Here is a 21,735-nt window from a genome sequence, read left to right on the forward strand (position 1 = left end):
GGGCAGACTGGGCCTTTGTTGCGTTCGCGTTAGGAGCCGACGCCGCATTCGGCACAGCGGTCGATCAAGGCTTTTCCTAAATGCAGGTTGGCATTGACGTCACGCAACGCGGTGCGCAAGCCTTCTTCCACCACCGGATGATAAAACGGCATATCCAGCATTTGTGGAATGGTCATCTTTTGCTGATGCGCCCAAGCCAAAAGGTGGGCAATGTGCTCGGCTCTGGGGCCGGCCATTTCCGCGCCTAAAAACAGTCCCGTGCCTTGCTCGGCATACACCCGCAACATGCCCTGATTTTTTAGCATCACGCGCGAGCGGCCTTGGTTTTTAAACGACACCTCTCCGATGGCGAAGCAGGCTTGGTCATAGCGCTTAACAACATCGGCGTAACGCAGCCCCACTGTGGCCAATTGCGGATCAGAAAAGACCATGCCAATGGCGCTGCGACGCAGTCCTGAGCGTACATCGTTTAAATCCGCCAATGAACGCCCAGCGTTGTCGCCGGCGATCTTGCCTTGGTCGGCGGCTTCATGCAGCAGGGGAATCTGGTTCGACGCATCGCCAGCAATGAAAATTGGGCTATTGCCAATTTGCATGGTGTACGGATTGGCGATGGGCACTTCGCGCTCATCCAGCGGCAGATCAAGCTGCTCCAGCCCGAGCTTGTCGACATTGGGGCGACGCCCTGTGGCGGCTATCAAGTAGTCCACGGTAATGCGTTGATCACCGTCGTACACAATCTCGACGCCGTCTTCGCTGCGCTCGATGCTGTCCACCTGAGCATCGGTATTTATGTAGTGAAATTGATCGGCAAATGCTTCGCTGGCGGCGGCTTTAACTTCTGGGTCGGAGAACGGCCCCAGCGCACCACCGACACCAAAGACACTGACCTGAACGCCCAAGCGACTGAGTGCCTGACCCAGCTCTAAGCCGATGACGCCAGGGCCAAACACCGCGACTGAAGCGGGCAAGTCGTCCCATTCGAACACATCGTCGTTGACGATCAAGCGGTCTTTGGCGGCATTGAAAAAGCTTGGGTAGCTGGGCCGTGAGCCGCTGGCAATGACGATGCGCTGGGCACTAATGCGGCTGGTGTCGTCGTTATCGTGACGGACTTCCAGCGTGTGCTGGTCGATAAAACGCGCATAACCACGCAAACGATCCTGCTCGTCAATGCTGTCGACGGACTCCAACACAAAGCCAACAAAGCGATCGCGTTCCGATTTCACCCGTTGCATCACCGCTTTGCCGTCGATTGCCGGCGGCTCAGACATCACCCCAAAGGCGTGACTGTGGCGTACTTCATGGGCGGCATCGGCGGCGGCAATTAACAGTTTGCTGGGCATGCAGCCAACACGGGCACATGTGGTGCCGTATACGCCGGCCTCGATCAGCACCACAGAATCTGTGTGTTCTTTGGCGGCGCGATAAGCGGCAAGGCCGGCGGTGCCGGTGCCAATGATGGCGACATCTTTGTGCAGGGTGGACATGAGTTACCTCCGTTCAATTGATGCAACCAGTATGCGCACGACACCTTGTTAGCTAAAGTTGATTGATTCTATTCAGCTAATAGCTACGAAGCATTACCACTCGCCGCTGTTGGCCATCGAAGCCCAAGGCTCTTGTGCAGGCAGGGAATCACCTTTTTGCAGCAGTTCGATCGAGATGTTGTCTGGGCTGCGAACAAAAGCCATGTGGCCATCGCGTGGCGGGCGATTGATGGTCACTCCGGCGTCCATCAAAGTTTGGCAGGTGGCGTAAATATCATCGACCAGATAGGCCAAATGACCAAAGTTGCGACCGCCGCTGTACGACTCATCAGAGTCCCAATTGTGGGTCAGCTCCAGCTCCGGCGCGCCTTCTTCGGTGGCTAGAAATACCAATGTGAATTTTCCGGCCGGTACGTCTTTGCGGCGAACTTCCTGCAATCCAAGCAGATCGCAATAAAAATGCAGTGAGGCATCTAAGTCGGTGACACGCACCATGGTGTGTAAATATTTCATCGTCTCTCTCTTGTCATCGTTGTGTCCTTACCATACAAAAATGCCCGACCGCTACAAAGCGGTCGGGCAAAACGATTGATCAATTGTTTGCAGGCTAACGCTACGCTCAGCTAGCGTCTTCCAGGTACGCCGCCAACTCTTCACTGCCACCGATTAATTCACTGCCAATGTACACCTGAGGCACGGTTTCGCGACCGGTAATGGCGCGCAAAGAGGTGGTGCTGGCATCGCGGCCCAGTACGATCTCTTCAAACTGAATGCCAGCGGCTTTCAGATCTTGCTTGGCACGGGCGCAGAATGGGCAGCCTGGCTTGGTGAACACGGCCGCTGACTTCGGCAACTCTGCCTCGGCATTGATGAAGTTCAGCATGGTGTCGGCATCCGACACTTCAAACGGGTCGCCCGGCTTTTGTGGCTCGATGAACATTTTTTCCACCACGCCATCTTTCACCAGCATGCTGTAGCGCCAGCTGCGTTTGCCAAAGCACAGGTCGGCTTTATCCACCAGCATGCCCATGCCATCAGTAAACTCGCCGTTGCCGTCGGCAATCATGCGGATGTTTTGCGCTTCTTGGTCCGCCGCCCAGGCGTTCATCACAAAGGTGTCGTTCACACTGACACACACAATCTCATCGACGCCATTGGCTTTAAATACGGGCGCCAGCTCGTTGTAACGCGGCAAGTGCGTGCTGGAACAGGTTGGGGTAAAAGCACCTGGCAACGAAAACAGCACCACGGTACGGCCTTTAAAGATGTCATCACTGTTGACTTGCACCCATTCATCACCGACGCGCGTTGGCCAAATAACAGATGGAACGGTTTGACCTTCTTTGTTGATCAGTTCGGACATGTATAACTCCATTGGAAGGATTGCGTTGAATTCGAAGTCAGTATGCGTCGCTGGATTCGATTAGTTAAATCAATAAATTAAATTCGCATGTTAGTTTTTGACAATGTATGAACTGAGATCAGGCACTATGTATACTGTCCGCCTGTTGAAATCTGGTGACATGCCCATGTTGTTGCAAAACAGTTCCGATCTAATTGAGCGCCAGCAGCGCACACGTCTGGCCAATGGCGATGTGGTCGATCTGGCTTGGTTGATTAATGGCCAGGTGTTGGCGGTCAGTGCCAATGCCTTGGCGTTGTACAGCCGCGCAGAAGCAGTGCATGACGAGTTAGGCAATGGGTTGCTGGCCAGTGTGGCCATTCCGGCGGAGTTGTCTTTGTCGCTGCAAGACGGCGGCTACATTCAAGAGCATCGCGCTGGTTATGTTGGGTTAAGTGATCAGCGGGTATTGCTGATCACCTTGAACGATGTGCAACTGTTTGCCAGCAAACAAGACGCGCTGCGCAATCAAAATGAACGTGCGCGCCTGCCGCTCGCTGCGGGCTAGCATCTAGCTAACACCGCAGTACATCCCACCAGTCATGTGCTGGCGGCATCACCATCACAGCGACCAGCGCACGCCCACGGCAGCTGAGTTGACATCCGTGGTGACCTCGCCGTTGAGGCGGGCGCCGGCCGATTGCAAATTGTTCTGATCAATATCGCGCTGCTGCTGCAAGGTATGCTGGAATCCGGCATCGACAGTGAGCTGATCATTGATGGCGTAGCTTAAGCCGACCGACAATGCGCGGTAATCGGCAAAACCAAAGTCGATGGTGACGTTGTCGTCATCAATCGGCGACTGATCGTAGGCAAACCCAGAGCGCAGCGTCAGCTGTGGTGACAACTGATAGTCGACACCGGCAGCAAAGCGATAGGACTCGTTCCAGTCATACACCTGCGGTTCAGCGGTCAGTGCCGCTACGGTGCTGTTGCGGCTCTGGATCGCCAACTCTTTGTAACGTGACCACTTGCTCCATGACAGATCTGCCTGCCACGACCAAGCGCCATGGCGCTGAAAGTAGCTCAGGTTGAGCACTTCCGGGGTGCTGATTTGTGCGCTGCCAGCGGTGGTCACCGACTCCAGCCCGGCAATGTTAACCAGAGTTGTTGCGCCATCTGGAAAGCTCACCTTGGCGCTGCCGGTGAGTTCATGAGTAATGCGACTGCGATAATGTAGCCCCAGCCTAGCCTGCTCGCTCAAGTGGTAGACCGAGCCGACCGAAAAGCCGACGTCGGTATTGTCGCCTTCCATCTCAAATCGACCGTCCAGCGTACTACTCCCTAGTAGCGCAGGATCGACGCCTAGGGAGCTGCAGGTGGCTGGGTCGAGCTGCCCCAAACACAGCGCCGGTGTATTGATGGCAACCACCTGTTTAGCACCGAGGTACTGCAAGATCATGCTGACGCCAAGGTCCAATGATTTCGTGGCTTTAAAGCCCAGCGCTAGGCCCAAGTCGATGCCGGTGATATTGCTTTCGCTGACCTGATAACGAGAGACGGAATCGCTGCCAAAGTCGGTGCCGGTAGCGTAGGGGGCATTGATGTAGACACCCGCTGCCAGGCCATCACGAACTTGCTGCACATAATAGAGCGTCGGCAGCAGGTCAAAGTTATCAGCCTCGGCGTCGTCTCCCTGAATGGCAATGCTGCCGTCGCCAGTGGTGGCGTCGCCGTCGAACTCAGACTGCACAGAAATGGCAGATAAGTTGATGGCCATCTCGTCGCCCACCAACAGCATGGCGGCGGGATTGTAGTAAGCCGTGGAGGCATCGCTGCCAGATGCGGCGCCACCGGAAAAGGCGTTGCCTAAGCGCAGGGCGGATTGTTCATCGACATAAAACCCCTGGCCGGAAGCGGAAGCGGCGGCCAGCGCCAGGGCGATGGTCAGACACGATCGTTGCATGATGTCCATTCTCTTATTATTGGTGTGGTACGAAAGTACCTAAAATGCTTGAGCAGGTAAACCACACTGAGATGACAAAGAAGTCAGAAAGAGGCAGCTGCCAGGCGCGCTGACTGGTGGCATAATCGGTACACCTTGTCTCCCAACTGGAATGTGCGTGTGGTAAACACCGGTTTTAATCCTCTGGTCGTGGGCGCTGATCGCCCTGTTGGTCAACATCTGATTCGTTTGCTGCAACAGCAAGACTATCTGTGCAAAGGCGTCACGCTGGAGTCGCGTGAACGCATCGCGGCCGGCGCTGGCATGCCGGTGATGGTATTGGTGCCATCCATGTGGCGAGCGGAAGACTTGGACCACGTTCCCTATTGGCTGGAGTGGGCGCAGGAAGAGGACATGCCGGTGCTGCTGGTGTCGTCGATGGCGGTGTTCAAACCGGCGGTGGACGTCAGCTACAACGAGCAGTCCGATGCCTTTGATGAGTCGACTTTGGCCAGCAAACTGTTGCAACTGGAAAACCAGACCAAGGGTAACCCACGGCATTTGATCCTACGCCAGGCACAGGGCTTTTCGTTGCAGGGTGGCGATTACGCCAGCGACTGGTTGAATCAGATGCGCTCTGAGTCGTTGCTCGAGTTCGATATGCAAAAACCCTTTAACCCGACGCCGGCTGACGACATTGCTGACGTGGTGTTGGCCATGCTGAAGCAAAGCTTTTGCGTCGATGGCTTGTGGGGGACGTACCATTTTGGCGGCGTGGAGCCGGTGTCGTCGTACGCATTTGCTGAGGCGTTGCTGGCTGAGGCCAGCCAGTATGAAGATCTGAGTCAGACCGATTTGCGCTCACGTGAAGGCGGCATCATGCCATCTGTGTGGGCGCCGAAAAGCGACCATACTCATCTGTTTCATACGTTTGGAATTCAACCCAAAGCCTGGCGGCAGGGGTTAAGTCGATTGGTGCGGCGTTTTTACCGCGCAGAGGCCGACGAAACGTCGGCTTCTTAATGCAGGTTCAGGCTGCCGGACTCTTGGTATAGGCGCATCAGCTTATCGGTGATGACGCTGCGAATGCCATCGCGCTCCAGGTTAGACAAGCTGTGCAGTTCGCTTAAACGCAAGCGATGCAAGTGCAGGCACGGCAGCTTTTCATTGAACTCGCGCAGGTCACCTTTCATCAGTACCGGCAAAAACGGATCGTCGGTGTTGGAGCGACGCAGAATCTGACGGATGCCTTCCTGGAAGGGGATCGGCACCGAGCGCACTTTTTTGTCTTTGTGTGAAATCACCAGGTACAGGCCCTGCTTACCGATCAGGTTGCCAGGAATCACGTGTAAGCCAGTGGAATGCACGGCATCACGGTTGAGGTGACTGAAGGTGTCATGAAACGCGTATGGGTCTGGCAAGATGACCATCTGGCGGTTGGCTTCTTCGGGAAAGAAGATGCTGTAGTTGGTGTACAGCTGGCGCACCGAGGTGGAGAACACGCAAAAACGATTCTCGAATTGCTGAATAAATGCAATCGCACGTTGGTGCTGATGCAGTTTGTCCAGGTCCCAGACCAGATCGGAATTTTTCTGTTGCACTGCAGTGTTCATAGCCAGCCTCTCGTTGTTTCTTCGATGCCTGCTCAAACCGCATGATCGGCATTGGGTGTCATCTTAAGCGATATCCAAACAATTTCTATGGCCGTTGCTGACCCTTGTCGGTAACTGACGCTTTTTGTCAGTTCTGGATATTTACTCATCAGTTTCTAGTATAGGTGGGTGCTCGCCTAGGGTCTGTGAACTGGCCTGCAAGCCTGCTGTTAACCAGTCACCAATCCGCCAACACAGAGGCCTGCGACCAATTCACTGAGTAATAGCCAAGGATTGTCACCGCTGCCTTTGATGGCGCTATCGGTCTTCTCAGACAGACGTAATGCGTCATACAGTTGCGTCATGCTCAGGCGTTGCAGGGCCTTTTTGTAGGGTGTTTGCTGACGTGGCCAGATGTTTTGCTGCTTGAACGCAGCGCTGAGTTGTTGGCCGGAAAGGCCGTGCAAGGCAATTAGCTGGCGAATTTTGCGATTTAAAGCCCCAAGAATCAAAATGGCGTCCACACCCTCGCTGTGCAGGTGCGACAGCATGCGACTGCTGTGGGCCAAATCGCCTTGCAGACAAGCATCGGCCAGGCCAAAGGCATCAAAGCGTGAGCTGTCGCCAATGGCGTCGTTGATCAGCTCTTCGCTGATGTTGCTCTCGCCCAATAAGCGCAGTTTTTCAATTTCCTGCACCGCTGCTAGCAAATTGCCTTCGGTTTGCTGAGCCAGTGCGGCCAAAGCCGCCGGTTCGGCGTGCAGCCCGGCACTGTGTAGGCGCCGTTGCAGCCAACCGTTGTATTGGCTGCGCTCAATCGGCCAGATGGGTAAAAACACACCGGCTTTATCCAATGCCTTAAACCAGCCGGTGCGCTGCGCTTTAGCGTCCAGCCTCGGCATGACCACCAGTAGCAGGTTGTCCGGATTGGGGTGCTCGGCCAGTGCTTGCAAGGTGGTGCCTTTGTCGGACGGCTTGCCGTTGGAAATGCGTACCTCCAATACCCGGCGCGAAGCAAACAGTGACATGGCATTGGCTTCGTCACGTAAGGTGGCCCAGTCGAACCCAGCTTCGGCATGAAACAGCTCGCGCTCTTCGATGCCTTGCTGGCGCGCAGCGGCGCGAATGGCGTCGCAGGCTTCCATCAGCAACAGAGGGTCGTCGCCGGATACCAAATAACACGCTGCTAGGCCTTTTTTCAGATGCTCCTGCAGCTGGTCTTGGCGCAGCTTCATGGTGCTTCCAGTTGCGTGAACTGCAGGCGGCGCATCAGCTGATTGGCCAACTCCTGCTGCAGGGCTTCACGTTGTGCGCGTTCGGTGTTTTGCGTACCGGTGACATTGTTAATGTCGTTGGCGAAGATGCGTCGTGCCTCGATCTCATAGAGCACATCACTGTCCGACTGCTGGCGCTGCAAGCGCGCCTGCAAGCGGGCGTTCAGTTCGTACTCAGATACCTGGCCGTCACTGCCAACAGACAGTTCACGGCGCTCGATATCGGCAGCCGAGATCCACAACTGCACTGGAGCATCGTCAGCACGTTGAGTGAGCAACACACCGCTGTATTGCAGTTGCAAACGCAGGTGTTGGTTAAAACGTTCGCTGGCTTGGCTGTGCAAATGCATAACTTGCATCGCCGCCGACAGATCTGTGCTGCCGCGCAGCTGCCAGCCGCAGCCTGAGAGCATCAGGCTGGCCAGCAACATCAGCGTGGTGAAAGTGTTAGTTCGCAACGATATTCACCAGCTTGCCAGGTACCACAATCACCTTGCGCACGGTTTTGCCATCGATCTGCTTTTGCACCGCGTCGTCGGCCATGGCCATGGCTTCCAGTTCGTCTTTGCTGGCGGCGGCTGAGGCTTCCAATTTGGCGCGCACCTTACCGTTAACCTGCACCACCAGCTGAATGCTGTCTTTCACCAGCGCTTCTTTATCAACAGCGGGCCAGTCGGCATCCAACACCAGGCCTGTTTGGCCAAAGGCTTGCCAAATCACCTGACAAATGTGCGGCGCAATTGGGCTCAGCATGCGCACGATGGCTTGCAAACCTTCATACACCACAGCGGCACCTTGGCCTTGGCTGCGATCGGCTTTTTGCAAGGTGTTCATCAGCTCCATGATAGCGGCGATACCGGTATTAAAGTGGTAACGACGGCCAACGTCATCGCTGACCTTGGCAATGGTTTCATGCACTTTGCGGCGCACGTCTTTTTCGTCCTTGCTCAGGGCCGCAGTATCGACGGCTGCTGGCAGGCCATTGCTGATCAGTTCATGGGCCAAACGCCATACACGTTGTAGGAACTTCTGTGCGCCTTGAACGCCGTTTTCTGACCACTCCAGAGTTTGCTCTGGGGGCGCAGCGAACATGGTGTACAAACGCACGGTGTCGGCGCCGTAAATGTCGATGGCTTCTTGCGGGTCCACGCCGTTGTTTTTCGACTTGGACATCTTAATCATGCCCTCGTGCTTCAGCTCTTTGCCATTCCACAGGGCTTTGACCAAACGACCTTTGTCGTCGCGCTCGGCTTTGACGTCTTTCGGCGCTACGTATTCTTTGCCGCCTTTGTCGTTTTGGTAGCTGAACGCATCGGCCAGCACCATGCCTTGGCACAGCAGGCTAGCAAAGGGCTCATCGCCCTTCACCAGGCCAACGTCACGCATCAGCTTGTGGAAGAAACGCGCGTACAACAGGTGCAAGATGGCGTGCTCAATGCCACCGACATATTGGTCCACTGGCAGCCAGTAGTCGGCCTCGGTTGGATCCACCATCTGGCTGTCGTCCCACGGCGAGCAGTAGCGAGCGTAATACCAGGACGATTCCATAAAGGTGTCGAAGGTATCGGTTTCGCGGAATGCGGCTTCGCCTTCAAATTCGATGTTTTCGAACTCAGGGTTGTTTTTAATCGGGCTGTTAACCCCGTCCATCACCACATCGGTCGGCAGTTCAACCGGCAGCATGTCTGCTGGCGTCGGCACTTGCTCGCCGTTGGCTTTGTTGATCATAGGCACAGGGGTGCCCCAATAACGCTGACGGCTAACGCCCCAATCGCGCAGGCGGTAGTTGGTTTTTACCTGGCCTTTGCCGGCATCGGTTAACCATTTGGCGATGGCGTCAAAGGCGGCATCAAATTCCAGACCGTCAAACTCACCTGAGTTCACCAGCTTGCCTTTTTCGGTGTAAGCCGCCTCCGCCAAGTTAATATCTTCACCCTGATTGTCAGGTGAAGAGACCGGCTCAATCACCTGAGTGATGTCCAAACCGTATTTTTGCGCAAATTCAAAGTCACGTTGATCGTGGGCGGGCACCGCCATCACGGCGCCAGTGCCGTAATCCATCAGGACAAAGTTGGCGACCCAAATCGGCACTTCTTTGCCTGAAATTGGGTGAATCGCCGTCATGCCGGTGGCGATGCCTTTTTTCTCCATGGTGGCAATGTCCGCTTCAGCGGTACCGCCTTTTTTGCACTCTTCGATAAACTCGGCCAGCTCGGCGTTGCCTTCGGCAGCTTCGGCGGCCAGCGGGTGGCCAGCGGCGACGGCGACGTAGCTAACGCCCATTAAGGTATCCGGGCGAGTGGTATAGACCTCCAACGTATCTTGTCGACCCTTAAGACCAAAGTGCAGCTCAACGCCCTGGCTCTTACCAATCCAGTTGCGTTGCATGGCCACCACTTGCTCAGGCCAGCCTTCCAGTTGGTCTAAATCATTCAGCAGTTCTTCGGCGTAGTCGGTGATGCGAATAAACCACTGCGGAATTTCTTTGCGTTCAATCGGGGTGTCACAGCGCCAGCAGCAGTTGTCGATGACCTGCTCATTGGCCAATACGGTTTTATCGTGTGGGCACCAGTTCACCGCCGACACTTTTTTGTAGGCCAGGCCTTTTTCGACCAGCTGAGTGAAGAACCACTGCTCCCAGCGGTAATACTCAGGTTTGCAGGTCGCCAGTTCGCGGCTCCAGTCATAACCAAAGCCCAGTGATTTCAGCTGGCCTTTCATGTAGGCAATGTTCTCATCGGTCCATTTGCCAGGCGCGGTGTTGTTTTTGATGGCGGCGTTTTCTGCCGGCAAACCAAAAGCATCCCACCCCATTGGCTGCATGACGTTTTTGCCCTGCATGCGCTGGTAGCGGGAGATCACATCACCAATGGTGTAGTTGCGCACGTGACCCATGTGTAGTCGACCGCTGGGATAAGGAAACATGGATAGGCAGTAGAACTTTTCTTTGTTGGTGTCGACGACAGCCTTAAACACCTGGTTCTCTTCCCACTGCTGTTGCACAGTGGCTTCAATTTCCTGCGGTTGATAGGTCTCTTGCATCATGGTGATCTGTTTTTTGGGTGGAGGTTATTAAGAGCCAGCAGTTTACCGCAATGGTGCCGGTGGAGCCATGGCGCAGCCGGTCAGGCGATGGTGACGAGAGTTAGCGGTCGGTATCAGTGGCCAGAGTCGGTGGCCACAATCTGTCGTCACAGTCGAGGACTCGAGTGGCGGTGCGGCATTGAACTTCGACCAGCAATGTAAACCGCCGTACGCGTGGCTCTTGATGCAGGTCAGCTTTGGTGGCGGTTTTTTGACCATTTGCCCAGTCGACTATTGGCGCCATTTTGCAATCGTCGTAGGGTGGTGATCGCTGATTAACACTGCGCACATGGATGAACAGTGTGGCTGTCCAAGCGGACTGACGTGCATCAGCGGTTTCAAGCAGTAATGCGTAACGGAAGTACATGAAGACACCATGAAAACACTCCCAAATACAGCGTACCCAATCGCGCTTGTCGGCCGCATCGCCGCACTGATTATGTTGAGCTGCTGTGCTCTGATGACTCACGCCGAGTCGGTGGAAGACATGCTGGCTCAGATGGTCGTGATTGAAAACAACACCGCCTTGCGTCAGGCCGCCATCGCCGAAGGGGCGGAGCGCGCACAATTATGCTTTCGTTGCCACGGCAAAGATGGCAACAGCACGCGTGACTACATTCCCAATCTGGCCAGCCAGAACGCTGCTTACTTGTTTACCCAGTTTGAAAAGTTTGCCGATGGTTCGCGCCAAGACTATGTGATGAATGCCTTGGCCAAACATTTAACCGCAGAAGAGCGCATCGCCATCGCGTTGTACTATTCACAACATGAAGTGGTTGAGCGTGAGCAACCAGTGGCCGCTGCGGCCGAAGGTGAGCGGGTGTATAAGTCAATGTGCTTTGCATGCCATGGCGAAGCTGGCCATGGCAATGCCCAATATCCTCGCATCGCTGGGCAGCCCTACGAGTTTTTGCAGAACACCTTGCTCAAGTTTCACAGCAACGACTCCGAGCGCCGTGACTCGCCCATGGTCTCCATCATTCAAAACCTCGATGAAGCGCAGCTGAATGATGTGGCCGCGTACATCGCTCATATGCCCTAGCGAGCTGCTACGCTGTCGCAGCTCCTAGGGTCTGTTAACACTATTTAGCGCTTCGCTGCTGGACGTCAGTTTTTTCTTGAGTAAGGCATGAGGAGTGTGGTTTAACGGGTTAAATTAGCAACGAATAACGCGACTCAGGGAAAAACGGACGTCAGCCCTTCGGGGTATGTCTGAACGTCCCTCAATCCGTGTTGCTCGTCCTTCATTTAACGCGTTAAACACCCTCTTCGCGCCGTGCTTTAGGGGTGTTCAGCTCATAACAGCGTGATCGAAATAGTGTTAACAGGCCCTAGTTTTTTGGCGATGCGACATGTCTGACTTCTCTTTTACTGCAGCCATTGGCAATGACCCAGGTTGGCGCTTTTGGATCGACCGTGGCGGCACTTTTACCGACCTGGTGGCATTAACGCCTGCAGGTCAGTTGGTGACGCACAAGCTGCTGTCGCATAACCCTCAGCATTATCCCGACGCCGCTGTCGAAGGCATGCGTCAGTTGCAGTTGGCCCACGCGGATCAGCCCAGCGACATTCTCGAAGTGCGCATGGGCACCACAGTGGCCACCAACGCTTTATTAGAGCGCCAAGGCCAAGCCACGGTATTGTTTGCGTCTCGCGGTTTGCGCGACCAACTGCAAATCGGTTACCAGGCACGGCCCGATATCTTTGCTCTGCATACACCACAACCGCAGCCGCTGTATGAACAAGTGTACGAGGCTCCCGAACGGGTGTTAGCAGACGGCACGGTGGAGTTGGCATTGGATGAAGAAGCCTGTTGGCTGCAACTTCAGGAAGCTTATGACCGTGGCTTTCGCGCCATCGCCATTGCCTTAATGCACGCCTATAAATTTCCGCAGCATGAACGCCAGCTGGGCAAATTGGCGCAGCGCATCGGTTTTCAGCAGATTTCTCTCAGCCATGAGGTCAGTCCGCTGATCAAGTTGGTGTCGCGTGGTTCTACCACGGTGGCGGATGCCTACTTATCGCCGGTGCTCAAGCGCTATGTCGAGCAAGTTCGCCAAGCCATGCCGCAGGTGGACCTGCAGTTTATGCAATCCAATGGCGGGCTGACATTGCCCGACCACTTTGCCGGTAAGGACGCGGTGCTGTCTGGCCCGGCGGGTGGCGTGGTTGGCATGGCCAAAACGGCGGCGCGTGACGGCTTCCACCAAGTGATTGGCTTCGATATGGGCGGCACCTCCACCGATGTCAGCCATTACGCAGGTGAACTTGAGCGTGATAGCGAGACGCAAGTGGCCGGAGTGCGTTTGCGCGCACCAATGATGAAGGTGCATACGGTGGCCGCTGGCGGCGGCTCGATTGTGCACTACAGCGATGGCCGTTTGCAGGTTGGTCCAGAGTCGGCGGGTGCTTATCCGGGTCCGGCTTGTTATCGCAACGGTGGTCCGCTGACGATCACCGATTGCAATCTGCTGCTAGGACGCCTGCAAGCAGCGCATTTCCCCGCTATTTTTGGCCCACAGCAAAACCTGCCACTGGATCTTGATGGCGTGCGTCAGCAGTTTGAACGGTTGGCACAACAGGTGTCGGCCAGCAGTGGCCGTCGCTACAGCGCCGAGCAGCTGGCGCAGGATTTTTTGACCGTGGCGATCGACAATATGGCCGCTGCGATTCGCGCCATCTCGGTGCAGCGCGGCTACGATCTGGATTCTTATGTATTGAATGCCTTTGGCGGTGCCGGTGCGCAACATGCGTGCCGTGTGGCTGACAACTTAGGCATTGATCAGGTCTATTTACACCCCTTGGCGGGCGTGCTGTCGGCCTACGGTATTGGTGTTGCCGAACCACGTTGGCTGGCGGAAAAATCCGTCGACGGCGCACTGGCGCAGTTGCAGTCCAGTGCTATCGAGCAGCAAGGTTTTGCGCCTTTGTGGCAGCAATATTTGCAGCAATTGGGGGCACAAGACGATGCTGACACCACGCGGCGCGTTTATTTGCGCTACGACGGTGCCGACACACCGCTGTTGGTCGACTTTGCCGATGCGCAAACCATGCAGCAGCAGTTCGAGGCTCAGCATCGACAACTGTACGGTTTTATTACCCCGCAGCGCGCCATTTTACTCGATGCGGTGCAGTTGGAATGTGTGGTGAATAAGGTCGCAGCATTGGAGCTGCCAGAGGTGCCTGCCATCACCAAAAACATGTCGTCCGACAAGGTTTCCATATACCAGGACAGCGACTGGCAGTCGGTAGACGTGCTGGCGCGCACGCAGTTAGCGGCTGGACAAACCATGGACGGACCACTCCTCATTACCGATTCAACCTCGACCATTGTGGTCGACCCTGGCTGGCAACTGCAGGTGTTGGACAGCGGTGCTTTGCTGTTAAGCCAGCAGCCTACCAACCAACCGAAAGCCCAACAAACAGCCCGACAGCAAACCCAACAACATACCCAACAACAGGGTACGACTGAGCGTGACCCACTGCGGCTAGAGCTGTTTAACCACATGTTTATGGCGGTGGCCGAACAAATGGGGTGGGTGTTGGAGCAGACCGCCAGCAGCGTCAACATTAAAGAGCGCCTCGACTTCTCCTGTGCGCTGTTTGACCGACACGGCAACTTGGTGGCCAATGCACCGCATATTCCGGTGCACTTGGGGTCTATGGGCGACAGCATTCGTGTGGTTATGGCCGAGCACAGCGACATGCGCCCTGGTGATGCGTTTGTATTGAACACGCCCTACAACGGCGGTACGCATTTGCCTGACATTACCGTGGTCAAACCTGTGTTTACCTCGGGCTCACAGCCGGCATTTTTTGTCGCAGCGCGTGGTCATCATGCCGATATTGGCGGCATCAGCCCTGGTTCCATGCCGGCGACCTCAACACACATCGAGCAGGAAGGCGTAATGCTCGACAACTTGGTGTTGATGCGTGAGGGCGAGTTGCAGGAAAGCGACATTCGCCAGGCTCTCGCCAGCGGTCGTTATCCCGCGCGTAACCCAGAGCAAAACTTGGCTGACTTGGCGGCGCAATTGGCGGCCTGCGAAAAAGGCGCACAAGAGTTGCAGCGCTTGTGCCAGCAATACGGCGAGGCGGTGGTGCAGGCCTACATGGGGTATGTACAGGACAATGCTGAGGAAACTGTGCGCGAGGCGCTAAAACAATTGCCCAGTGGCCAGTTCCAATGCCAGATGGACGACGGCAGTCAGATTGCCGTCAACATCGACGTCGACCAAACCCTTGGCCAAGCACTGATTGATTTTATTGGCAGCGGTTATCGTCCCGAGCAACTGCAGCATCCCGGTAATTTCAATGCACCAACGTCGGTTGTGCATGCGGCGGTGCTGTATTGCTTTCGTGTATTGGTGGACAAGGCCATACCGCTGAATGCCGGTTTTTTGCGGCCGTTAAATATTCAGGTGCCACCAGATTCTATGGTGGCGCCGCAATACCCTGCGGCGGTGGTGTCAGGCAACGTAGAAACCGCCCAGTATCTGGTTGATTGTCTAATGGGGGCAATGAATCTAATGGCCGCCAGCCAAGGCACCAACAACAACTTCACCTTTGGTGATCAGCAGTATCAATATTACGAAACAGTGGCCGGCGGCACTGGCGCCAGCGCCCAAGGCGATGGCGTTGATGCCATGCATGCCCACATGACCAACTCGCGACTGACCGACCCAGAGGTGTTGGAACAACGGTTCCCTGTGGTGTTGGATTGGTTTCATATTCGGCGCCTGTCTGGCGGCGATGGGCAGCACTGCGGCGGCTGTGGTGTTGAGCGTCACTTGCGCTTCTTGCAGCCGATGCAAGCCAATATCATTAGTGGCCGCCGACAAGTGGCCGCGCATGGTTTGCAGCAAGGATTGGCGGGCAAAGTCGGGCACAACTTTGTATTGCGCCGCGGTGGTACCCTGCAGCGTTTGCCCGGCTGTGCCTCGGTAGAGTTGCAAGCTGGAGACACGTTCTGCCTGCATACGCCTGGCGGTGGTGGTTATGGCGAACCTTGACGTTATATATCCCAGCGCCGCTGTCGGGCATTTGATCGGCTGTGTTAAACTGCCGGTCAAATTCCTGAGCCAAGTATGAGAGAGCACCATGGAAGTAATGGACGTCATCAAAGATCAGATCGAAAACAACGACATTCTGTTGTACATGAAAGGGTCACCGAACCAGCCAATGTGTGGCTTTTCCGCCCAGACCGTACAAGCGGTGATGGAGTGTGGACAGAAGTTTGCCTACGTTGATGTGTTGTCCAACCCGGATATTCGCGCCAACTTGCCAAAATACGCTAACTGGCCAACATTCCCGCAACTGTGGGTGAAAGGCGAGCTGGTCGGCGGTTGTGACATCATCACCGACATGCATCAAAAAGGTGAGCTGAAGCCACTGCTGGAAGACGCTGCCCCAGCGGAATAATCGCGTTTCGCTAAGCCCGGCGCCCTTGAGGTAGCCGGGCTTTTTTGTGCCCGCCATTGGCGCTGGCGACATCGTTCGCAGCCCATCCAAACGCCGGAAAACCTTACAAAATACCACAAAATTGAGAATTATTTTCATTTTGTTTGGCTTTTGCTACTATCTGCCGTCTCAAATTCTGAACCTATTGTCTTACTTATAAAGGTAATAATTACGATGAAACTGGTAAAAGGCATTTCCGTCCTGTCTGCAGCGATTCTGCTGGCGGCTTGTGGCAGCGACGATGACGACAACGATTCCCCAGTGGCGCCGACCACCCCAACAGCGCCTGCCAATTACGAGTTTGCCAGCAAGGTGGTTGACGGTGAATCATCCGTGTCTTACGGCGGTCAGGTAGCGCGCAATGTGTTGATCAGCGAACTCAAAGCGTTGATCGGCAGCCCGCTGTTGGCCTCAGAGCTGGGCAGCAATGACTCAGCAATGGAAGCCGTGGCGCAGAAACTGCAGCTGGTTTATCGGGTCGGCACGAGTACTGTTGATGGGCAGACCTATAACCTGACTTCACAGAATGCTTATACGCTAGCGACAGAGGCAACACCGGTCGGTATTTCAGTCAACGATGGCACACTGGTGCAGGCTGGCTATGGCGATTTGAGCAGCGATAAAAACCTGTACAGCAAAATGGCTGGTATCGACAATTCACTCGCCATAGGTGAGTTTGTTGGTTGGGATATCGCAGCCGATAGTGAAGACGCGAAACCCGATGCACTGGTACAGAGCTGGTTTGCAGCAGTCGCAGCATTAGCAGCTGACGAAAATCATCAAGGTAAAGACTATGTTTCAGCGACAGGTTTGGATTACCAACAGCTGACCGAAAAATTCTTGCTGGGCGCCGTAGCATTCTCACAAACGGCCAATGATTATTTAAAAGCCGACAAAGGCCTGTTGAAGCAAAACAGTGCGGGTGATAAAGACGGTAGCAAGCCATACACCGCACTGGAGCATCAGTGGGATGAAGGCTTTGGTTACTTTGGTGCGGCGCGTGACTATAACAGCTACACCGACGAGCAGTTGAAAGCGCAAAAAGATCACGACACCAACAACGATGGTCAGATTGATCTGGAAGCTGAGTTTACCTTCCCGATGGCTCAATACGCCAATAAGCGTGATGCCAGCATCGAAGGTTGGGACACTAGCAAAAAAATCATGGATGCCTATCTGAAAGGCCGTCAGATCATTGTCGATAATTACGGCACTGATCCTGTGGCTGGCGAAGGCTATCATGCGGAACTGGTAGAGCAGGCTGAGATTATTGTCGAAACTTGGGAAGAGATCTTTGCCGCCAACGTTATTCACTACATCAATGGCACCTTGGCCGACATGCAAAAAATTGGTGGCGATGATTATGACTTTGACGGTCACGCCAAGCGCTGGAGCGAACTGAAAGCTTTTGCTCTGGCACTGCAATTTAATCCTATTGCCGAAATTGATCTGGATGAGCTGAAGCAGCTGCACAGCCTGATCGGTCAGGCGCCGGTATTGGAAGGTGGCAACATCGAAGCCTACAGCACTGCACTGACACAAGCGCGTGCACTGCTGGCAGACGTATATGACTTTGAAGGTGACGTTAGCCAGTGGTAATCACGGCTGCTAATTAACCAAGAGTTACAGGGCTGTCCGCTTGCGGGCGGCCCTTTTGTTGTTTTTACGCGGAGTTTTTTAATGATGAAAAAGTCGGCTTTAACCTTGATGTCTTCAGCGCTGGTATTAGCGGCTTGTGGCGGCGGCGGTGGTGGCGGTTCGTCATCCGATGGCAATACCAGTGCTGATGCTTGCACGGCGCTTAATTCGGATAGCTTTAACTGCACGCAAATGCTGGCAGAGTTAGACCAAGTTCAATACCAAGCAACAGAACAGTTCTCGACTCAGTTAGCTAACTTGCAGCAACAAACCGATGCCTATTGCGCAGCGATTGGCAGCCAACAGCAAGCAACGGCTCGCATGGCGGCACAGCAAAGCTGGCAGCAAACGATGCTGACTTGGCAACAACTCGAGGTGATGCAATTTGGCCCGGTGGAAGAATATCGCAATGCTTTTTATAGCTGGCCATTGAGTGTGAATAAAACCTGCAATATGGACGGCGTGATTGCATCGGGTAACTTTGCCGCGACCACTCCACAAGTGCGCGGTTTGCCAGCGGTAGAATATGTGTTGTTTGCTGATGCACCGCTGGCCAGCTGTAGCGATGCACCGGCCGAAGCGTCGGACGCTACTAAGCGCTGTGAATTTGCCCAAGCCGCGATTGAGTCCATGCGCACCAATGTGGCGAATTTAAGCTTTGATTTAAGCAGCTATGATCCGGCCAACAGCCCTGGTGGCCAAGCCGCAGCACAGCAAATTTTTGATGCCATGTTCTACGTCTATAACCAAACCAAAGGCGAAAAACTGCAAAAAACCGTATTGCCGCAAAATGCCAATGACGTGTTTAAACCAGAAAAGCTGGAAATGGCCTTTGCGGATATCAACGCCGAAGCCGTTGCTGCGAATTTGGAAGGCGCCAAAGCGCTGATGACAGCAGGCAAAGGCAACAACGGTGGTTTTGCTTCCTACCTAGTAGCGGCAGGCCAAGCCGACCTGGCCAACTCGATGCTGACTTCTTTGCAGGTTGCCATCGATGGTGCCAAGGGTTTGGATGCCAGTATGCGTGACATTGTTACCACTGCCGCAGCAGACAACAGCGACGGTGATGTCGCGAGCTGCATTAATGCCACCGCAACAGCCAGTGGCTCAAATGTGTTGGAGTTATGTGCACTGGATGCAAAAATTAAAAACTTCAGTGATGATTTAAAAGGCCAGATGGCGCTTAACTTGGGGCTCAATGTCCCTCGTGATGCCGAAGCCGACGGCGATTAAAGCCGCCAATAAAAAGGGCACTTCTAGGTGCACTACTGTCCCACAGTTTCGTGGTCACAAAGCGATCCTCATTTGAGGGTCGCTTTTTTTGTGTCTCGATTTATCGGGTCTCAGTAGTTGTTTTAGGGTTTTCCGGCTGAAAATGTTCAGTTGCAGCACTTTCATCATCCGGGCAACCGTCCACCCTTGCTGGGCGCTGTGCCGAGCGATGGCCATCAGCAAATACATGATCAGAGCGATCCATAACTGAGTCAGCACGGCATTGCGGCTATGGCCTACGAACTTGTTAATCTTCAAGCAGCTTTTAATCGCTTTAAAGAACAACTCGACTTGCCAGCGGTCTTTGTAAATCGCAGCAATGGTGCGGGCAGACAACTCAACATTATTGGTGAGAAACTCGTAAAACTTACCGCTATCTCGGTCTTGATAACCCACTCGGCGTAGCAACGGGGCGCTTCGCTTCTTTGCGTGTGCACTGGTGAGTTCAATGACCTGATCGCTGCGAACACCGGAATGAGCGATGACTTCACGTCGCTCTCGCACCTTGTACACGGTGCCTGCACGTAGGCGTGTGACAAAGAAAACCCCTTGTTTGGTCAGGTTTCCGAACCATTCGTAGTCGATGTAGCCCTTATCAAAGGCGACGATGCTGCCCTTAGGAAACTTAAAACGTCGGCCTTGAACCATGTCGTTTTCATGCCCATCTCCAACGGCAACGTATTCTGGAATATCCGTCGCGTGGTTCAGCCCGATGCTTAATTTAACGTTGGCCGTGTCCTCACGGTGGCGCGCCCAGGGGAAGACCGGCGAAGAGAGATCGATGGCGCTGGCATCCAAACTATACAGCGGGTTTTTAAAGCGGAATTTATGTTTTCCCGGTGACTGGCTATGTCGACTTAGTAGCTGATAAAAAACCGCTTGATACAGCGCTGCTGGCTGTTGCTCATTCAGTCGTGCCAGCGTTGTTTTGGCGATGACTTTGGCGCCCAAGTGATACAGCTTGTCGCTTTGAGCTTCTAGGTTGGCTTCGATGTCACGCAAACTCTGGCGGTCAGACATCTGCCCCAGCCCCATGGCCACAAATTGATCCCACCGACGGGCAGAGCGCAGTTTTTGGCCAACATGATGTCGAGCGGCCAGCCTCTCGAATTCATGTCTCGACACGGGTTTTAGGAGTTGGTGAAACGCGGTGTTATGATGTGGCAAAGCCTGAATCCCTTTGGTAGTTGGTGTCTCGACAACGTCAGTTTACCAAGGTGGATTCAGGCTTTTCTATTTAGCGCCACAACTGTGGGACAGTAGTGACTTCTAGGTGCCCTTTTTATTTATCGTAACTATCCGTTTTTTAGCCTGCACTACTACCAGCGTCAGTGCTTGATTCTCCATTTTCACCGCTACTGCCATCTGATGGCCCACTGTCACCTGTGGTTGGATCTTGTGCGTTGGAATTATCGTCTGAGCTAGCGTCACCATCATCCGTGCTTGAATCTTCTGAAACGGAATCATTGTCTGAGCTAGCGTCGCCATTGCCCGCGGTTGGGTCATCTGAGTTAGAGCCATCGTCTGAACTAGAGTCATCGCTGCTGTCGTCATCCGAGCTGCTATCGTCACCGGCAGCTTCATCTTCGGTATCATCGTCTTGCTGACCGACATTGCTGTCATCTTCGCTGCCGTCGAGAATAAACTCAGCATCACCGGCTTCGATATTGACTACCTCTGTACCAGCAAAGGTTAATTCGTCAGCCGCTTCAGGATCATCGCTGCTGGCATCACAGGTATAACTCAGGGTGTAGGTGCCTGGTTCTAAAAAGCCCAATTCAAATTCAAACTCACCATCGTCGGCTTTTACCAAGGCCGTCAGTACCGGGTCTCCATCGTTACCTTGTAAATCTTGTGGTGTTGTTTCGCCTGAAAAAACATACACAGCGCCATCATCCAAAGAGGCATCGGCACATTGAGCGGCAATCAGTTCTCCGGCCACTTGGCCTTCAATTTCTCGTGCGGTTTCATTGCTGACCAAGCGCATCACGGGTTTCATCATCACGCCGCCGCGACCAGGGTTGCTGTTAAGGGATTTGCGCAAATCAAAATCTACGGTGAAGTCTGCGCTGCCGGTATCGGGCACAGTAAAACCAGACACCAGTTTGAGCTCAGGATTATTACCCGGCAGCCATAGCTCTTGTTGGCTGCCGTCTTTCATTTCGACATAAGAGTCGAGGGTTCCGTCTAGGCTGGCATTGGCTTCTAACCGCACCCACTCATAGTTGTCGGCAGGTACTTCAACAGCGTCCAATAGCTCGGCTGAGCTGCTGCCTTGCAGGCTAAGCAGATCAATGGCTATGGGCGCTGGAAAATCAAACCGCAGGGCTTCGCCTTCGGCGGGTTTAATACTGACGCCGGTAAACTCCACGATGACCTTGCTGGCGTCATCGACAGGAGCGTCGGTGATATCGAGGGAAAACTCGCCTAGGCCATCACCGGCAACGCTTCCTGCACCGTTATTACTCGAACCATCCGAATTACTATCGCCGCCCGAGTCACCGCCACCGGACCCTCCACCGCAGCCGACCAAGGTGAGTGGGGTGGTGATGGCTAACAATAGGGCGAGGCGTAACGGGGTCATGGCACTTTCTCCTGACAGCTAACTGATCATTCATCAGACTTCTTTATCAGGTTA

Annotated in this window: 18 protein-coding genes; 7 read left to right on the forward strand and 11 right to left on the reverse strand. The window is 54.4% G+C overall.

Features of this window, described 5'->3' with window-relative positions; translation table 11 throughout:
• Positions 1–29 precede the first annotated feature (29 nt).
• From CHH28_RS08070 to CHH28_RS08080, 3 genes are all read right to left on the reverse strand, one after another.
• Positions 30–1,490 carry a dihydrolipoyl dehydrogenase gene (locus tag CHH28_RS08070; protein WP_094059824.1) on the reverse strand — a complete coding sequence of 487 codons (1,461 nt, stop codon included), beginning with the start codon at positions 1,488–1,490 and terminating at the stop codon, positions 30–32.
• A gap of 93 nt (positions 1,491–1,583) precedes the next feature.
• Positions 1,584–2,003 (reverse strand): VOC family protein, encoded by a 420-nt coding sequence (locus CHH28_RS08075; protein WP_094059825.1) that lies wholly within the window; start codon positions 2,001–2,003, stop codon positions 1,584–1,586.
• Positions 2,004–2,109: 106 nt separating this feature from the next.
• Positions 2,110–2,853 carry a glutathione peroxidase gene (locus tag CHH28_RS08080; RefSeq protein WP_094059826.1) on the reverse strand — a complete coding sequence of 248 codons (744 nt, stop codon included), beginning with the start codon at positions 2,851–2,853 and terminating at the stop codon, positions 2,110–2,112.
• A gap of 127 nt (positions 2,854–2,980) precedes the next feature.
• On the opposite strand from CHH28_RS08080, the gene CHH28_RS08085 reads away from it, so the two are divergent.
• The gene (locus tag CHH28_RS08085) at positions 2,981–3,400 is read left to right on the forward strand and encodes a hypothetical protein (protein ID WP_094059827.1); all 420 of its coding nucleotides are present in this window, start codon (positions 2,981–2,983) and stop codon (positions 3,398–3,400) included.
• 54 nt (positions 3,401–3,454) lie between these two features.
• Here the strand turns inward: CHH28_RS08085 and CHH28_RS08090 are convergent, their stop codons facing one another.
• Entirely contained in the window at positions 3,455–4,798 is a 1,344-nt protein-coding gene (locus CHH28_RS08090) for an OmpP1/FadL family transporter (RefSeq protein ID WP_157729832.1), read from the reverse strand.
• A gap of 159 nt (positions 4,799–4,957) precedes the next feature.
• Here CHH28_RS08090 and CHH28_RS08095 point away from each other — a divergent pair, with 159 nt between their 5' ends.
• Positions 4,958–5,800, forward strand: coding sequence for a sugar nucleotide-binding protein (locus CHH28_RS08095; RefSeq protein WP_094059829.1), 843 nt, complete (start codon positions 4,958–4,960; stop codon positions 5,798–5,800).
• On the opposite strand, the gene CHH28_RS08100 is transcribed toward CHH28_RS08095, so the two are convergent.
• The 5 genes from CHH28_RS08100 to CHH28_RS08120 form a co-directional block, all read right to left on the reverse strand.
• Positions 5,797–6,390: a hypothetical protein gene (locus CHH28_RS08100; protein ID WP_094059830.1), complete on the reverse strand. Its 594-nt coding sequence runs from the start codon at positions 6,388–6,390 to the stop codon at positions 5,797–5,799. The genes CHH28_RS08095 and CHH28_RS08100 overlap by 4 nt on opposite strands.
• A gap of 209 nt (positions 6,391–6,599) precedes the next feature.
• Complete coding sequence (gene holA, locus CHH28_RS08105) at positions 6,600–7,604, reverse strand: DNA polymerase III subunit delta (protein WP_094059831.1); 1,005 nt, start codon at positions 7,602–7,604, stop codon at positions 6,600–6,602.
• Positions 7,601–8,101: an LPS assembly lipoprotein LptE gene (gene lptE, locus CHH28_RS08110; RefSeq protein WP_157729833.1), complete on the reverse strand. Its 501-nt coding sequence runs from the start codon at positions 8,099–8,101 to the stop codon at positions 7,601–7,603. The genes holA and lptE overlap by 4 nt, the downstream gene beginning before the upstream one ends.
• Positions 8,091–10,685 carry a leucine--tRNA ligase gene (gene leuS, locus CHH28_RS08115; protein WP_094062018.1) on the reverse strand — a complete coding sequence of 865 codons (2,595 nt, stop codon included), beginning with the start codon at positions 10,683–10,685 and terminating at the stop codon, positions 8,091–8,093. The genes lptE and leuS overlap by 11 nt, the downstream gene beginning before the upstream one ends.
• Before the next feature lie 103 nt (positions 10,686–10,788).
• Entirely contained in the window at positions 10,789–11,094 is a 306-nt protein-coding gene (locus tag CHH28_RS08120; protein WP_094059833.1) for a hypothetical protein, read from the reverse strand.
• 9 nt (positions 11,095–11,103) lie between these two features.
• Here CHH28_RS08120 and CHH28_RS08125 point away from each other — a divergent pair, with 9 nt between their 5' ends.
• The 5 genes from CHH28_RS08125 (at position 11,104) to CHH28_RS08145 (ending at position 19,058) form a co-directional block, all read left to right on the forward strand.
• Positions 11,104–11,769, forward strand: coding sequence for a c-type cytochrome (locus tag CHH28_RS08125; RefSeq protein WP_094059834.1), 666 nt, complete (start codon positions 11,104–11,106; stop codon positions 11,767–11,769).
• A gap of 310 nt (positions 11,770–12,079) precedes the next feature.
• Complete coding sequence (locus CHH28_RS08130) at positions 12,080–15,739, forward strand: hydantoinase B/oxoprolinase family protein (RefSeq protein WP_094059835.1); 3,660 nt, start codon at positions 12,080–12,082, stop codon at positions 15,737–15,739.
• Positions 15,740–15,827: 88 nt separating this feature from the next.
• Complete coding sequence (gene grxD / locus CHH28_RS08135; protein WP_094059836.1) at positions 15,828–16,148, forward strand: Grx4 family monothiol glutaredoxin; 321 nt, start codon at positions 15,828–15,830, stop codon at positions 16,146–16,148.
• 213 nt (positions 16,149–16,361) lie between these two features.
• Positions 16,362–17,786: a DUF4856 domain-containing protein gene (locus CHH28_RS08140; RefSeq protein ID WP_094059837.1), complete on the forward strand. Its 1,425-nt coding sequence runs from the start codon at positions 16,362–16,364 to the stop codon at positions 17,784–17,786.
• An 81-nt stretch (positions 17,787–17,867) separates the two neighbouring features.
• The gene (locus CHH28_RS08145) at positions 17,868–19,058 is read left to right on the forward strand and encodes an imelysin family protein (RefSeq protein WP_094059838.1); all 1,191 of its coding nucleotides are present in this window, start codon (positions 17,868–17,870) and stop codon (positions 19,056–19,058) included.
• A gap of 54 nt (positions 19,059–19,112) precedes the next feature.
• Here CHH28_RS08145 and CHH28_RS08150 read toward each other — a convergent pair whose 3' ends face one another.
• Together CHH28_RS08150 and CHH28_RS08155 are read right to left on the reverse strand one after the other, a co-directional pair.
• Positions 19,113–20,264, reverse strand: a complete 1,152-nt coding sequence (locus CHH28_RS08150; RefSeq protein ID WP_094059839.1) for an IS4 family transposase — start codon at positions 20,262–20,264, stop codon at positions 19,113–19,115.
• A gap of 139 nt (positions 20,265–20,403) precedes the next feature.
• Positions 20,404–21,681: a DUF4382 domain-containing protein gene (locus CHH28_RS08155; protein WP_094059840.1), complete on the reverse strand. Its 1,278-nt coding sequence runs from the start codon at positions 21,679–21,681 to the stop codon at positions 20,404–20,406.
• Between the last annotated feature and the right edge of the window lie 54 nt (positions 21,682–21,735).

The sequence above is a fragment of the Bacterioplanes sanyensis genome, from assembly GCF_002237535.1.
Taxonomy (GTDB): Bacteria; Pseudomonadota; Gammaproteobacteria; order Pseudomonadales; family Oceanobacteraceae; genus Bacterioplanes; species Bacterioplanes sanyensis_A.

What these genes read in the sequence shown, in the direction of transcription:
- CHH28_RS08070 (WP_094059824.1), bottom strand. Translation starts at nt 1,490, where the DNA reads ATGTCCACCCTGCACAAAGATGTCGCCATCATTGGCACCGGCACCGCC.
- CHH28_RS08075 (WP_094059825.1), bottom strand. Translation starts at nt 2,003, where the DNA reads ATGAAATATTTACACACCATGGTGCGTGTCACCGACTTAGATGCCTCA.
- CHH28_RS08080 (WP_094059826.1), bottom strand. Translation starts at nt 2,853, where the DNA reads ATGTCCGAACTGATCAACAAAGAAGGTCAAACCGTTCCATCTGTTATT.
- CHH28_RS08085 (WP_094059827.1), top strand. Translation starts at nt 2,981, where the DNA reads ATGTATACTGTCCGCCTGTTGAAATCTGGTGACATGCCCATGTTGTTG.
- CHH28_RS08090 (WP_157729832.1), bottom strand. Translation starts at nt 4,798, where the DNA reads ATGCAACGATCGTGTCTGACCATCGCCCTGGCGCTGGCCGCCGCTTCC.
- CHH28_RS08100 (WP_094059830.1), bottom strand. Translation starts at nt 6,390, where the DNA reads ATGAACACTGCAGTGCAACAGAAAAATTCCGATCTGGTCTGGGACCTG.
- holA (WP_094059831.1), bottom strand. Translation starts at nt 7,604, where the DNA reads ATGAAGCTGCGCCAAGACCAGCTGCAGGAGCATCTGAAAAAAGGCCTA.
- leuS (WP_094062018.1), bottom strand. Translation starts at nt 10,685, where the DNA reads ATGCAAGAGACCTATCAACCGCAGGAAATTGAAGCCACTGTGCAACAG.
- CHH28_RS08120 (WP_094059833.1), bottom strand. Translation starts at nt 11,094, where the DNA reads ATGTACTTCCGTTACGCATTACTGCTTGAAACCGCTGATGCACGTCAG.
- CHH28_RS08125 (WP_094059834.1), top strand. Translation starts at nt 11,104, where the DNA reads ATGAAAACACTCCCAAATACAGCGTACCCAATCGCGCTTGTCGGCCGC.
- CHH28_RS08130 (WP_094059835.1), top strand. Translation starts at nt 12,080, where the DNA reads ATGTCTGACTTCTCTTTTACTGCAGCCATTGGCAATGACCCAGGTTGG.
- grxD (WP_094059836.1), top strand. Translation starts at nt 15,828, where the DNA reads ATGGAAGTAATGGACGTCATCAAAGATCAGATCGAAAACAACGACATT.
- CHH28_RS08140 (WP_094059837.1), top strand. Translation starts at nt 16,362, where the DNA reads ATGAAACTGGTAAAAGGCATTTCCGTCCTGTCTGCAGCGATTCTGCTG.
- CHH28_RS08145 (WP_094059838.1), top strand. Translation starts at nt 17,868, where the DNA reads ATGATGAAAAAGTCGGCTTTAACCTTGATGTCTTCAGCGCTGGTATTA.
- CHH28_RS08155 (WP_094059840.1), bottom strand. Translation starts at nt 21,681, where the DNA reads ATGACCCCGTTACGCCTCGCCCTATTGTTAGCCATCACCACCCCACTC.